Source organism: Psychrobacter sp. UBA5136, from assembly GCF_002414005.1.
Classification (GTDB): Bacteria; Pseudomonadota; Gammaproteobacteria; order Pseudomonadales; family Moraxellaceae; genus Psychrobacter.
This window is the reverse complement of the sequence record NZ_DHYG01000056.1, coordinates 52,647-67,215: the sequence shown is the minus strand read 5'-3', so window position 1 is coordinate 67,215 and position 14,569 is coordinate 52,647. Positions and strand designations below refer to the sequence as shown.

At 44.2% G+C, this 14,569-nt stretch carries 12 protein-coding genes; 4 read left to right on the top strand and 8 right to left on the bottom strand.

What is annotated here, in order from left to right:
- Both B4240_RS09175 and B4240_RS09170 read right to left on the bottom strand, forming a co-directional pair.
- The coding region (locus tag B4240_RS09175; RefSeq protein ID WP_296238556.1) for a PIN-like domain-containing protein at positions 1 to 1,023 on the bottom strand (1,023 nt) is incomplete at its 3' end.
- A gap of 163 nt (positions 1,024 to 1,186) precedes the next feature.
- Positions 1,187 to 4,156 (bottom strand): valine--tRNA ligase, encoded by a 2,970-nt coding sequence (locus tag B4240_RS09170; RefSeq protein ID WP_296238555.1) that lies wholly within the window; start codon positions 4,154 to 4,156, stop codon positions 1,187 to 1,189.
- Between the two features lie 251 nt (positions 4,157 to 4,407).
- Here B4240_RS09170 and B4240_RS09165 point away from each other — a divergent pair, with 251 nt between their 5' ends.
- Positions 4,408 to 5,562, top strand: a complete 1,155-nt coding sequence (locus tag B4240_RS09165) for a formate/nitrite transporter family protein (protein ID WP_296238553.1) — start codon at positions 4,408 to 4,410, stop codon at positions 5,560 to 5,562.
- Between the two features lie 166 nt (positions 5,563 to 5,728).
- Here the strand turns inward: B4240_RS09165 and B4240_RS09160 are convergent, their stop codons facing one another.
- The 6 genes from B4240_RS09160 to B4240_RS09135 all read right to left on the bottom strand — a co-directional run bounded on the left by B4240_RS09160 (position 5,729) and on the right by B4240_RS09135 (position 10,986).
- A complete protein-coding gene (locus tag B4240_RS09160; protein WP_296238551.1) occupies positions 5,729 to 6,652 on the bottom strand; it encodes a bile acid:sodium symporter family protein in 924 nt (307 codons plus the stop codon).
- A gap of 397 nt (positions 6,653 to 7,049) precedes the next feature.
- On the bottom strand, positions 7,050 to 7,538 hold the full coding sequence (locus tag B4240_RS09155) for a YbjQ family protein (protein ID WP_296238550.1): 489 nt from the start codon (positions 7,536 to 7,538) through the stop codon (positions 7,050 to 7,052).
- 49 nt (positions 7,539 to 7,587) lie between these two features.
- Positions 7,588 to 8,049, bottom strand: coding sequence for a YbjQ family protein (locus tag B4240_RS09150; RefSeq protein ID WP_296238562.1), 462 nt, complete (start codon positions 8,047 to 8,049; stop codon positions 7,588 to 7,590).
- Between the two features lie 71 nt (positions 8,050 to 8,120).
- On the bottom strand, positions 8,121 to 8,678 hold the full coding sequence (locus B4240_RS09145; protein WP_296238548.1) for a YecA family protein: 558 nt from the start codon (positions 8,676 to 8,678) through the stop codon (positions 8,121 to 8,123).
- 356 nt (positions 8,679 to 9,034) lie between these two features.
- Positions 9,035 to 9,271 carry a PA3496 family putative envelope integrity protein gene (locus B4240_RS09140; RefSeq protein ID WP_068403618.1) on the bottom strand — a complete coding sequence of 79 codons (237 nt, stop codon included), beginning with the start codon at positions 9,269 to 9,271 and terminating at the stop codon, positions 9,035 to 9,037.
- Positions 9,272 to 9,459: 188 nt separating this feature from the next.
- Positions 9,460 to 10,986 carry a hypothetical protein gene (locus B4240_RS09135; RefSeq protein WP_296238546.1) on the bottom strand — a complete coding sequence of 509 codons (1,527 nt, stop codon included), beginning with the start codon at positions 10,984 to 10,986 and terminating at the stop codon, positions 9,460 to 9,462.
- A gap of 476 nt (positions 10,987 to 11,462) precedes the next feature.
- Here B4240_RS09135 and serB point away from each other — a divergent pair, with 476 nt between their 5' ends.
- From serB to aciT, 3 genes are all read left to right on the top strand, one after another.
- Positions 11,463 to 12,650, top strand: a complete 1,188-nt coding sequence (serB, locus tag B4240_RS09130) for a phosphoserine phosphatase SerB (RefSeq protein ID WP_296238545.1) — start codon at positions 11,463 to 11,465, stop codon at positions 12,648 to 12,650.
- A gap of 139 nt (positions 12,651 to 12,789) precedes the next feature.
- Positions 12,790 to 13,800 carry a DUF368 domain-containing protein gene (locus B4240_RS09125; protein WP_296238543.1) on the top strand — a complete coding sequence of 337 codons (1,011 nt, stop codon included), beginning with the start codon at positions 12,790 to 12,792 and terminating at the stop codon, positions 13,798 to 13,800.
- Between the two features lie 227 nt (positions 13,801 to 14,027).
- A complete protein-coding gene (gene aciT, locus B4240_RS09120) occupies positions 14,028 to 14,417 on the top strand; it encodes an AciT family ciprofloxacin tolerance protein (RefSeq protein WP_296238541.1) in 390 nt (129 codons plus the stop codon).
- Positions 14,418 to 14,569: the final 152 nt, after the last annotated feature.

Below are 14,569 nucleotides of genomic sequence, written 5' to 3'. Positions count from 1 at the left end.
TGTTTGTCCTGGGCATAACAATTTTATTTTGAACTGATTATATATTAATTCATCTTGTAAATTTTCAATCTCATGATAATCAATATATTTTCTTCGTTCCGTTTTTTCACGAAAATCATCACTCAGATTTCTGTTGTGAGCGATTTTATCTCTTCTTCTTATTTCACGTATTTCCTCAACCAAGTTATCGCTTACTTGTTCATTTAAGTTTTCTCTTGCTAACTCCAAAAACCTATCAGGTTGATACATATAGAAATCGTTATCTACGTCATCCTTAAACTCTTTGATTAACTCAGGTCTAGGGCCAATTGTTTTATCTTTAAATATCTTCCACCAGTCCTCTTTTTTATCATTTGTTATCAAGATAATAGGTTTTCCAGTTTCTTTCGCTTTATCTATAATTTGAAGCCAAACAATTAAATCTCCGTAGGGTCTACATCTTTCGAGAAGGGTATCTTCACTATTAGACTTTTTACTATCTTTATAACCTGGTGGAATCTGAGCTTGATATCTCAATTTACCGTCTACTACTATTTCCTCAAGTCTTTCATTCGAATAGGGCAAACCTACTCTTTGTAAAAAAATCTCTAATAACTTATCTCTAATTTCATCATCGTTTATTCGCTTAGTATGAACTTCTTTATTTGCATTTAGTTCATTACAAAGCATATCAAAAGTATTTTGAACCTCTACCATCATTTCTGAACTGACAAATGGATGTTGATTAGAGTTTTCCAGATCTTTCTTTAAGGAGCTTATCGAACTAATCATTGTGTCGTAAGAGCTTTCCTGTTTATCAATAGCTATAAGTCTATTATTAAGATATTCTTCAGCTACGCGATTTGGTAGCCAAACCCTGTCTTTATTATCTTCAAGGATATTTAGAAACTCCTTTCTGTTTTTGTCTGAATAACGATACAAGTTTAATAGAATATTAGCATCAAAAACAAAAATACATGAATCCCATATCATCTTGATATGATCTTCACTTTCTTTAAAATGGCCAGGGAACAAGTCTTTCATGACAGTCCTATGTTAATAAACCTAATTCTTAAATTATAATAGCACACAAATGTTTAGTATATATCAGCATTTAAAATTGATTAGAGAACTAACCAGTAGACAACAAAAGACGCTGTCACAATTGTGACAGCGTCTTTTATTACTGTAGATATTTACGCTTTGTTTACAACGCCTTTAACTCTTCCATCTGCCCCGCCATAGCCGTCAACTGCCCTTCTAGCTCAGCCAGTTTCGCCTTCTCAGCATCGACCACTTCCGCAGGTGCTTTACTAACAAAGCCTTCATTACCAAGCTTGCGGGCGATACCTTCGGCTTGGCCTTTCAACTTATCATATGACTTACCTAAACGCGCCAGCTCAGCCGTTGGATCAATCAGACCTTTCATCGGTACAAGTACGCGTAGCTGACCGACCATACTTGATGATGATAGTGGCACGTCATCACCTTCTTTGACGATCTCTAGGCTCTCAACTTTGGCAAGCGCTTTAAACTGATTTTTGATACGCGATAGTCGCGCATCTTCATCAGCTGAGATATTTTGTAGTAGTACTGGCAAGCGTACCGCGTTACCGAGTTTCATTTCACCGCGGATATTACGAATGCTGGCGATCAGCTCCTGTAGCCATTCCATGTCAGCCTCAGTTTGCTCACTGATTTGCGCGGTATCGGTTTGTGGATAGTCAGCGATGACGATGCTATCGGTATTTTTACGATTCAATAATGGCGCAACCGTTTGCCAAATCTCTTCGGTCAGATATGGCATGATCGGATGACTAAAGCGTAGCGCAGTTTCAAGCACATGCAGCAGCACGTAGCGGATTTGCGCTTTACGTTCGCTAGATACCGAGTCATCATTGAGGCTGGCCTTAGCAAGCTCAACATACCAATCGCAGTATTCATTCCAGATAAACTCATAAATATCATGGCTGACCATATCGAGGCGATACTGGGCAAAATGCTGATGGATATTGCTAATCGTCGAGTTAAGACGACTCATGATCCAGTTTTCTGGTAATTCCCACACTTCAGGATTGGCGCTTTGATCGATGGCTTGGGCGTTACCGTCATTATCGATACAGTTCATCAATACAAAACGGCTGGCGTTCCAAATTTTATTACAGAAGTTACGATAACCCTCGACACGCTTTAGATCAAAGTTGATATCGCGGCCGGTACTGGCAAGTGAGGTAAAGGTAAAGCGCAGCGCGTCGGTACCGTAAGCTGGGATACCTTCTGGGAACTCTTTACGCGTTTGCTTTTCGATTTTCGCCGCGTCTTTTGGGTTCATCATGTTGCTGGTACGTTTTTCAACCAGCGCTTCCAAATCAATACCATCAATCAAATCGATAGGATCTAAGACGTTGCCTTTAGATTTCGACATCTTTTGACCATTACCATCACGTACTAGACCATGGACATAAACGGTTTTAAACGGTACTTGTGGCGTGCCATCTTCGTTTTTGACAAAGTGCATGGTCAGCATGATCATGCGCGCGACCCAAAAGAAGATGATGTCAAAACCAGTGACCAATACGCTGGTCGGGTGAAAGGTTTTTAGTACGCGTGGATCAGCGTTCGGATCCGCCCAATCAAGCGTACTAAACGTCCAAAGCCCCGAGCTAAACCAGGTATCGAGCACATCATCGTCTTGACGCAATTTTACATCGTCGCTTAGATTGTATTTAGTGCGCACTTCCGCTTCATTACGGGCCACATAAATCTCGCCTGTCGCATCGTCATACCACGCAGGGATACGATGCCCCCACCATAGCTGACGGCTAATACACCAATCTTGCAAGTCGGTCATCCATGCCATATACATGTTTTTGTATTGCGCAGGAACGAATTCAATTCGGCCATCTTCTACGGCGTCAATCGCAGGGCCAGCAAGCTTACTGACGGCCACATACCATTGATCGGTCAACCACGGCTCAACGATGGTACCGCCGCGCTCAGCTCGCGGGGCTTTTAACGCGTAGTCTTCGATGTCTTCTAGCCAGCCCTCGCTACTCGCTTGCTCAACCAAGAATTTACGCGCCGCAAAACGCTCAAGTCCTGCGTATTCACTTGGCGTGGTCTCAAGTAATGGCTCACGCGTTTGCAAATCAGGATAAACTTCCATCGCGGGTAAGATATTGGCGCGCTCATCAAGGATATTAATCAATGGTAAATTATGACGACGACCCAATTCATAATCGTTAAAATCATGGGCTGGGGTGATTTTTACGCAGCCAGTACCAAATTCGATATCAACATAATCATCAGCAACGATAGGCACAACGCGACCAGTAATCGGCAAGGTAATGGTTTTGCCAATCAAATGCGCGTAACGCTCGTCCTTTGGATTGACGGCAACGGCGGTATCACCAAGCAAGGTTTCAGGGCGCGTGGTGGCGACGACCAGATAGTTTTTGCCCTCTTGGGTCGTTAAGCCTTTATCGGTGAAATGATAGCGGAAATGCCATAAGCTGCCTTTTTCATCGACGTTTTCTACTTCTAAATCCGATAGCGCCGTTTGGAATTTAGGGTCCCAGTTGACCAAGCGCTTACCGCGATAAATAAGCCCATCATCGTATAGACGCACGAACACTTCTTTGACCGCATTCGACAAGCCCTCATCCATGGTAAAGCGCTCACGCGACCAATCGACCGAGCTACCAAGACGGCGAATCTGACGGGTGATATTGTCGCCCGATTCTTCTTTCCATTCCCACACTTTATCGATAAAGTCTTCACGCGTCATATCACGGCGCTTGAGACCTTGCGCCTCCAAGCGACGCTCAACCACCATTTGGGTCGCAATACCCGCATGATCGGTACCCGGTTGCCACAGCGTATTGTCACCATCCATGCGGTGATAACGGGTCAGCGCATCCATAATGGCGTTGTTAAAGCCATGACCCATATGCAGCGAGCCGGTGACATTCGGTGGCGGCAAGGCGATAGAAAACGACTCGTCTTTATCAAAGCTTGGCTTAAAATAGCCGCTCTCTTCCCAGTCTTGATACATGCCCGCTTCGACATCGCTTGGGTTGTAAGCGTTCTCTAACTGGCTTAAGGCGGCTTGAATCGATTGGGTCAGGTTGGTCTTGGTGTTGCTCTGAATATTGGTGTCGATATTAGGTGTACTCATAATAGAAGGATCTTTTATTAAAAATGAAGGTGGTCAAACAAAGGTATCGAAAAATAGAGAAAATAATGAATAGAGTGATTTTAACGCAGATAGCCAGATTTTGTTAGATGCTAAGGCAATTTATCAGACCTGAATAGCGGCAGGGGCCAATTTACAACAGTAAACGGCTGAACACTCAACACAATAAACGCTGCTCATACGATAGAATAGAAAAAAACTTAAATTATCATCAGATAAACAGCGAGCTGACTGTGGCCAAAGATACCGAGCATAACCATAATAATAACAATAGCAACCCCTCTAAAGCTGATAACAGAGACGATAAGCGCCCTAATGATGATGACGCTTATCATAAAGACAATGCTGAAGAAGACAATACTGAAAACAACAACGTTAAAGAACAGGAGGCTAAAGACAAAGAAGATAAAGAAGACAGCGATGCTGATGCGCAGAACGACACCGACGCGACAGAGAATTTAGAAGATGAAGATTTCTCAGACGCTATCAGCGAAGAAGACAAAGAAACCATCAAAAAAGTCGCCAATGATGACAATTTAAGTCAAGCGAAAAGCTACGCCAGTATTTTGGTCGAGCAAGTAATGGACGCCAAAGAAACCTTTGAGCGCTCGCTTGGCTCACTATTTACCAGTGCCTTTACTGCTGGGCTTGAGATTGGCATCAGTTTCTTTATGATTTTAGCGGCTTTTGCGCTTTTAAGTGACGTGCTACCGAGCCATTATGCTATTGTCCTCGCCTCCTTACTTTACCCGATTGGCTTTATTATTGTCGTCATTGGTCAATCGCTATTGTTTACCGAACAAACCTCTCTTTTAAGCCTTCCTGTACTCAATAAAATCGAACCCTTACATAAGTTGCTACGTCTTTGGGGCATTGTCATCGCGGGCAACATCGTTGGTGGCTGTTTATTTGCCGCCTTGATGATAGGTTTGGGTTTAAATATGCAGCTGTTTAGTATCAGCGACATTGATATTTATGCCGAGCATATTTTAGGGTTTAGATGGTGGGTGATATTTGGTAGCGCCATCTTGGCAGGCTGGATGATGGGCGTTACTGCGTGGCTTGTGACTTCGGCACGCGACACCCTTAGCCGTATTGTTTTGGTGACCTTGATTACTGGCAGTATTGGCTTTTTGGGTTTACATCATAGTATCGTTGGCAATATCGAGATATTCTCCGCTTTACTCTATGGTAATACCGTCAGCCTAGGACGCTATTTGCTGTTTTTGGCGGTGATTCTAGTAGGAAATACCGTGGGTGGGGTGGTGTTTGTCGCGGTACTGAAAAACCGTACGTTCTTATTTGATATCGCCAAAGTAAAAGAAGAAACCACCAAAGATAAATCAGATGAAAGAAGCAACCGGATAAATTCCCGCCGCCCTTATTAAAATAATCGGTAATAAAATCGATACGTTAAATTCGATACGTTAAAATCTCACAACAGATTTTAACCATTTAAACCTGTTGTGGGATTTCATAATGGCGTAATTATTATAATTGCCTAGCGTTTGTTTAAAGCATAAGCGTTAAAACATAGGCATTAAAGCATAAGCCTTAAAGCATGCGCGCCGCCAGCACACTACTTTCTATCTCAGACTTTCTGAGCTTATTGTGTCGGGCGCTAAATATGCGCACCAAAATCCCTGCGGTTAAGAACATCACCAAAGTATAAATGGCGGGCATCATCGACATGTCATAGTTAGATAATAGCGTCAAGGCCATAAATATCGACAAGGTACTGTTTTGCAGGCCAACTTCTAGCGTCACCGAGGTTCTTTGCGCCAAGTTTAGACCGAACCATTTACTACTATAATAACCAAGAGCCATGGTTGAAAGGTTTAATAATACCGATACGGGACCAGTGGCGATAAAGGCATCGATAAGGATGTCGCGTTGCACGTAGCTCAAAAACAGCACTAAAAACGTTAAGAAAATCACCCCAAATCGCGACACATAAACCTGTGAGTGATCGGCGACAGCCGGCGCGTAGCGTTTAATTAGCATGCCGATGCTGATAGGAATAATCGTCAGTACCACCAAGGTAAGTACGGTTTTTAATACCGGCAATTCAAACGCACTACCGCTGCCCATAAAATAAATCAATGAAAAGCTCAGCACGATAGGGATAGTAAATACCGTGATCACGCTTGCAATTGCGGTCATCGTCACTGATAACGCCACATCGCCTTTGGCTAAATAGGTAAACAAGTTTGAGGTGGTGCCGCCCGGACATAAAACAAGGAGCATAACCCCAACGGCATACTCTGGGCGTAGTGGCATGATATTGGCTAAAGCAAAGCCAATAATTGGCAACAGTATCAACTGATTGGTCAAGCCAATACCGACGGCTTTTGGATATTTTAACACGCGTTTAAAGTCGCTGGTGACGAGGGTCAAGCCCATGCCCATCATAATTAAAAACAGACAAATGGGAATAACAACTGAGTTTACTAAGGTGACTAGCGCCAAACTTTCCATAATAACATCCCTGTAGATAAGACCCATTGCTGGGCCAATTTATAATGATTGAATGATGCCTGCTTAGCACTCCTTGCTAATACTGGCTAATACCTGATAACGCCTAGGATTAACGACCATCACTCGTTTTTTATACTATTTCTGTTATATCCTTTCACGCAATAACTTGTACCACAGCGTGATTAATCATTGCCAACGATTAGCCAACGATAAAGAGAGTATATAGCGCAAAAGTTATATACATTGGCTTTATTCAGCGACTCATCAGTCAAATACGAAAAGTAGGGTTTGAGCAGAAATAAAAAGGATTTTGATAAGAGCAAATAAGGGGATGTGAAGGTTTTTAGTGCGGGGAAGTTAAGTAATTAGGTATTACAGGGTTATGGTTAAATAATGCCTAAAGTGTAGATGGTTTATTGGAATTTTCACGACTATGAACGGCGGTACCATAGGCAATGGCTTCGACCATGCTGCCCAATTGATTGATGTTACTGACTTCAAAGCGCACGCCATAAATATGATTATAACCTTTCGCCTGCGCTTGGCTGCGCATACGCACCACTGCTTCACGGCGCGCGCGATCGAGCAAGGTTTCATAAGTGGTGAGGTTTTTGCCAAAGAGACTCAAAACGCGAGCAATGACCATTTTAAAGTAGTCTTGCGCGATGACCACGCTGCCCAAGACCAACTCGCCCTCAGTATTAGGCGCAAGTTTGGGTACATAAAAGCGCTCCGTCGAGACAATAATATGACCAAGTGCGTTTTCTGCGGTTTTTAATCGTGCCAAGTGCTGACGCTCATGCCGTGAGCCAAAAAACCAGCCGAGCACAAACAGGACGATAAGCGGCGCGTAGTTTATCAGCATTTGGGTAAAAGAATGATTCATGAACCGTCTCGCATCGGCAAAAAACGTGGCTGCTTTTTGTGTTGGTTAATTAACCAAAAGGATTGAAACGTGGCAAATCATCAGAGGCGGCGTTTGGATTTTGCGGCGCTGCGTCATTATGATTGTGGAAATCTGTATGACCAGAAGAATTGCTCGGTGGTTGAGATTGCGGCGCAGACATGGACTGCTGCGGCATGGGTACGGCTTTGACCGCGGTGCCATAAACAAACAGCTCTGAGGCACCTTGAGCAATGCTAGAGGTCGAAAAACGCAACCCGACGATTGCATCAGCGCCCAAGGCTTCTGCTTTGACGACCATACGATCGATTGCTTCTTGACGCGACTCCTCTAACAGCTCGGTGTAAGCAGTGAGCTCACCACCAACAATATTTTTAAGCCCAGCAAACAAGTCTTTACCCACGTGCTTTGAGCGCACAGTGCTGCCGTAAACGACATCCAAGCGCTCGGTAATTTGGTAGTTGGGTAAGTGCTCAAGGTTGGAGAGTTGCACAGTCATGCTACAGCCTTATCGGTGACTTATATGGGTTCAATAAATACTGCTGAAAAATGCTTATAACCGCTCTAGTCGTTGGTATGAAACAACAAAAACAGCTCAGTCAAATTGCCTTCAATGCTATTGGCCATTTGCGCCATTTTATCTTCATCAGCGCGCATTTCGGCAAGCTCAGGATCTTCATCATCGATGCCGCTTAGCACAATCATTGGCAAGGTTAAAACTGCCACATCCTCTGCCGTTTCTTCGTCTTCAAACCAGTCACTGGCTTCATCGCCGTACATCGCATCGACAAAACCAATCGACCAGGCAACGATGTCAGATTCTTCGGAAAAATCGACCGCCACTTCTTCATTGCCCGCATCTTCACCAAAGGGTAGCTCGATTGGCGTCTCGTTTTTTAGTTCAGCCATGATCGCATCGCGCCAGCGCTTAATCCCGTCAATCACGTTTTCAGGGATGTCGCTGACATGACCTTCAAACAGCGCATCGAGCCAATTTGGCAACGGACGACCAATAACCGTCGCGGTCAAAAAACCGTGCGTGGCAACACTATCAAGCACAAACGGGCTATCATCATTGTCCAAATAGTCTAATAATTCATCAAAACTGAGTGGGTTATTCATAGTGTGGAGTCCTTGGCAGATAGATTACGGCATACGCAATAAATAAGTGCGGCAATATAAAAGGGCGAGAAATCTTAGGATAAAGATAAAAAAGGGTTAAAACTGTCTCGATTGGTAAAGCCAGTGCAAAACGATTTTATAAGACAGACAAATTTAAAGCGCTGATTGGCGCATTATTTTAATAACGACATTTTAACAACGACTATTATTAAAAACCCTGACAATCAGCTTAGCATAATACATGTAACATGATGACGGCGAATCCACTTAACCAGTTAACAACTTTTGGCTAACAAGAAGCAACTTCTCTGCTTCGCTTTATTATTAAGCTATAAAATTAGAACGACAATGACGACTTAAATATCGTCATCATCCCAGTCATCACCATCTTCATCAAAATTATCGATGTCATCGAGATCGTCTTTGAGCTCTTTTTCTAGACGTTTTTCTTCTAGCAAATTATCAATTAAGCGGCGTTTTTCAAGGCTACTTAAACGCGTGCGCACACTGGTTTCGGCCTCTTCCACCATCTTGGCATCGTCATCATCGACAAAATCATCATCAAAATCGTCATCAATATCAGCGTCACTCATGACAAGCTCCTATCATTTTTCGGCAAAGGTATTAAAAATACATGAATATATATATGCCTTATAAAGTCTCTACCCAGCGTTGTCAATCCTTTTTATCACTATGACAACGTTACGCATCAGAACAAAGGAGGCGCACGCGATTATCGTATAGGCAATTGTAGAGATTTATCTACGTTTAAAGCGGAGATTTACCCCTGCTCTTCTGTCTCTTCAATCATCAATACCGCGTTACGCACATCTGCCAGACGCTGAATCATCGCATCATTACCGCCGGCAAATATCGCACACTCGCGCTCATAAACGGTCGTTGGGCGCATGACGCTTTGGAGTTGCACATGATGATTGATTTGTTTAATCCCGGCGTTGGGTAGCAAAATAAGCATTTGCTCTTTTTTACCAACGCTCTCTAATAGATGACTCATCGCTTCGACTTGCGCATTGTCACTGACGCCAGCTTTTGCTGGGAGGGCAAATCTTGATAGTTCGATATGTTTGTCGTGAATGATTTTATTGAGCATAAGATACAGCTTACCAAGCATCACCCCTGCCAATGCCACTTTGGCGTGGCTATTGTCTGCTTTTAGCATGACATAAGCACCGCTTTCATCAAAGCGCGGCTCGTTAATCGCGCTCACCCCAAGCAATAACGGCTGCTTAAGTAATTCGGTCACCGCTTGATTTAATAGCTGGGTACATAACGCCAAATAAGGTAAGCGCTGCGATGGCGCTAGGCGCTCAAGCATATTAAACTCGTCGTGAAAGACAATCTGCACGCTGACACTATCAAATGGGCGGGTGGCGGACAAGCGCGCCGCACTATTGGATTTATGGCTGTCATTATTGCCGTTAGCACTGGCACTGGCATTGGCAGCGCTCACTTCGTCTTGGATGCTATCAGCGCCGTCATTATTGTTAGCGTTTTCAGTTGTGTCATGCGTCGTATCAAGCTCAGAATTTTGTCCTTGCTGGCCTCTAACGTACTGATTTACCGCACTATGAATATCCAGTTTCCGCGGTATATCTAATTTATCAGTATTTGAATTGCGGCTGGTCGCATTAGCCGCTCCATTAGCGGCGCTAGCGAAATCTGCAGCGGATTCCGTTTCGTCACTACGATCAAGATTGCGCTCATAATCACGCTCATAACCGCGCGCAAATTCACGCTGGTCAAGTTGTCTGTACTGCTCGCGATGCAAATCTTGAATATCGCGGCTTAGGGCATTGATTTGTTCTTTGGTTGGGCGCGCAATATAACCATAAATCAGCCATAGCAATAAATGCAGCAGCATTGAGCCGATCACAAACGGCCACTGCATGGCGATAATTTCACCCTTACTAATGTCTTTTAGCGTCAAAGCCACACTACCGATGACCGCATCGCCTTTGGTCGCGATTTGGCTAATGGTATCGCCTTGTTGCATCGGCGCATTACCGACGGGTACCAAGACATCGCCATTATTGTCTTTAATCAAGATGCGCGTCACATCCTGCTCGCTGGTATAGCGATTGGCAATGACGCTAAGGCTGACGCGGTCTTTATTTTCTAAAGACAAGCGCGCTTCATCGATGAGCTGGGCGACCATTTGCTCGCCCTTTTGGGCACGGCTATTGCTCAGCTGCTGGTCGGTACTGATGACCAATAATAGGGTCTGCAAACAAAAACTGACCAGAAGAATAATGGCAAACAACCCTTGCCGCGGCGCTAAATACGTCATGATATGGTAAACTTTTTTGGATAAATGGAATGAAAAAAACGAGGCTATGGCTCATTTTCTGGAAGAGTATGCTGTTATTAATTTGTCTCTCTATTTTTCTTTACTTAAGGCATGTCCTCAATAAACAGTCTTTAGGCAAATAGCATGTAAGCAAATGGCGCTTAAATAAATAGCACTCAAACAAATGCTATGAGACCTTGCCATCGTACATGAGATTTGTTGTACAAGTATGTTTGCTCACGCATTTACTGACAAATCTTCCGCTTATTTTCTCTACTATATCACCATAGTGGCCGTTATGGCGTTAGCAAAAACCATAAATTTATTGTAAGAATTTTCGTTTATGCTGCGGCGATATTTGCTCATGCTAAGCGTTTTTGTCAGACTGTGTGACTTTGTACCTCATCTATAGGCGCTGCCCAGTAAAGCTGCTATTATTCCCAATCTTATATCAGCATACAAGGGACAATTGAGCGATGCAAAAAAATACATCTTACTCGTTACCAAAAGACAGCAAAGCCTGGCAACAAGCCGTCGATTCTGTAGCTTCATTATTGCCTGAGGGTACGAATCTGCAAGATTTTGATGCGCTGCAATCCTTGCCCGTGTTTGCCTTAATTGTGGTATTGCCGACGCATGTATCTTCGCTCGATATTCATCAATATGTGCAATCATGGGTCGATGAGCAGCCAAACTGGCATCTGGTCACAGTAGCAGAAGATGCCGACGCCAATTTTGTCGATATTGAGATTGCTGATATAGACACCACGCAGCCATTTGCTAAGCGCTCATTTATTGATGTGCAAGTGTATCGCTATTTGCTGGTGCCCGTCACCGACACTTTGATGCACCCTGCTAAAAAGACGGCAGCGGCGCACATTATTGATGACCAATTGACCACGCGTCTGCGCCACGAATTAATGGAAGACTATAAAAACTCGCAAACTGCCATGAGCAGCGATAGCCTTGACGTTGTCGACTGTCATATCTTATCGGTCGGTCATATGCTACGTACCCATAAGCTAGCGTGTTTTGATATGGATTCGACGTTGATTGAACAAGAAGTCATCGTTGAGCTGGCAAAAACCGCTGGTATCGGCGAGCAAGTCGCAGCCATTACTGAAGCCGCAATGCGCGGTGAAATCGATTTTGACGAATCTTTTGCCCAGCGATTGGCGTTATTAAAAGGCATATCGACCGATGTGCTTGATGATATTTGCAGCCGTTTAACCTTGTCAACAGGTGCGCGTACTACGATTAGCGCTCTAAAAGCCTTGGGCTATCATACAGTTCTAGTCTCAGGCGGCTTTACCTATTTTGCCCGTTATATCGCCGAGCAATTAGGCATCGATGAAGTCCATGCCAATGCGCTAGATATCGAAGATGGCGAGGTCACAGGGCACGTGCAACTACCGATTGTTAATGGCGCCAAAAAAGCGGCGATTGCTGAGCATACCGCGGAGCGCTTGGGCATTGAAATATCGCAAGTGGTTTGCGTCGGCGATGGCGCCAATGATTTACCAATGATGGCACTGGCTGATTTGGGCGTGGCGTTTAATGCCAAACCCATCGTGCAAGCGCGTGCCGATGCGGCGGTCAATGTCACAGGGCTTGAAGGCGTGCTTTATGCGCTTGGCTATCCGGCTTTTGCTCGCAGTAAATAACCAACAAAAATACCAAGCTGTAAGCTAGGCTAAAGATAAATCCTTAGCCTAGTTTTTGTGATTAAAGCATTTATATACCTTTATCTTTTTTTACCCTATCCATCGCACTTTTACGTTGTTAAATAAGAAAGGAATGTCCATGACGGCATCACAATCACCGCGGCCAGATACGCCGTCATCTTCCCATCATCTAAATAATGAGCATGCAATTAAAGAAAGCGCGCCTACTTATAATGATAGTCCAAAGCAGCTATTAGGTGTCTATGCCAAAGGCATGGCGATGGGCGCGGCGGATATTGTACCCGGCGTTTCTGGCGGCACGATTGCCCTAATTGCAGGGATTTATGAGCGCTTGATTAATGCCTTAAGTAGCGTGGGCCCCAATCTTTGGCAGACATTTCGCCAACAAGGCGGGCTTAAAGGCTTGATCGCTGTATGGAAGCAAGTTGATGCCACTTTTTTAGTGTGCTTATTACTCGGTATTGCTACCAGTTTTGCTACTTTAGCTGGATTCATTAAGCATTTACTCGACCATCAACCATTACTAATTTGGTCATTCTTTTTTGGTTTGGTGGTGGCAACGGTCTTTATTTTACTAACTGAGATTACGCGCTGGAATATAGGGCGGGTGGTACTATTTTTGCTGGGAGTTGGTAGCGCGGTTGTCATTAGTAGCTTGCCGTTATCGACCGCGGCTCCAAGCTTACCTTATTTGTTTCTTGCGGGCGCGATTGCCATTTGTGCGATGATATTACCCGGCATTTCAGGCTCATTTATTCTCTTGTTAATGGGCGCTTATGATGCGGTACTCGAAGCGGTGCATACGCTAAACTTTAGCATTATTTTTACCGTCATTGCCGGTATGGCAACGGGATTATTACTATTTACCCGTATGCTCAAGTGGCTGCTATCACGCTACTATCAAGCAACGCTTGCCTTGCTAACAGGCTTTATCGCTGGCTCATTAGTGAAAGTATGGCCATGGAAAACCGATGCGCTCGGGACGTTAAACAGCGCTGCGATTAACAATGTCATGCCATGGCAGTATCCTACGGGCGCGCATTGGCTGACGACTTTGGGCTTGATGCTGTTAGGCGCTGTTTTGGTCACTGCCTTATCATGGTGGGGACGCCGCGGCGTTCGTCCTTAAAGCTAAACCTACCTTAAAAAACTATATTAATGCCAAAAAAGCGTCCCTGATGGTGGCGCTTTTTTATTTGCTTAAATGGCGAAATTTACCCTGTGTTTACTGTATCTGATTTAAAAAAACCAAACGTCAGCTGTTGTCGCAAAGTCGTCGCTACCCTCTTTAGCTTTAAGTTGCAAACTTCCATAATGGCCTTGTTGGAATTCACCTGATAAAGAGCGAGATGAACAATGTTAATAACGTTATTTTCTACTTTTGCAAGTGAGACATGGAGCGTTGGTGCCATCCTCGGTACTGGTATACTGATGGGTCTGGTACTGGCGCTTGTTTTATCGTCGCAGCGCTGGCTACTGTGGTATCTGCTCGGTGGCATGGGGTATTGGTTAGCCGTTGAAACCATCCACAGTTTATTAAGCTATTGGTCGCTATTGTCAGAGTGGCACAATTACGTGGCCGCTATAGGTATCAGCTGGTTACCGTTAAGCGCTTGGGTGCTTTATCGAGCGCTGCGTTACGAAGACCTCAGTCGTACTGTCCATAAGCAGCGGAAGCTACAAGCCGCCCGCTACATCGAGCATACGCCCGTCTATGACGATGACTATCAGCCGCGCTTTCAGTAATGCGCTTTTAGTAATTAGTAAGTTTGCCCAACCGCAGACCCATCATCGAATGTTACAAGATACTTAAGGCACTCTACGTAACTCCTAAAGAATGGAAACTTATCATCCGTTCAATCGTTTATAATCTAATTATATATTTGTTGCCACAATTG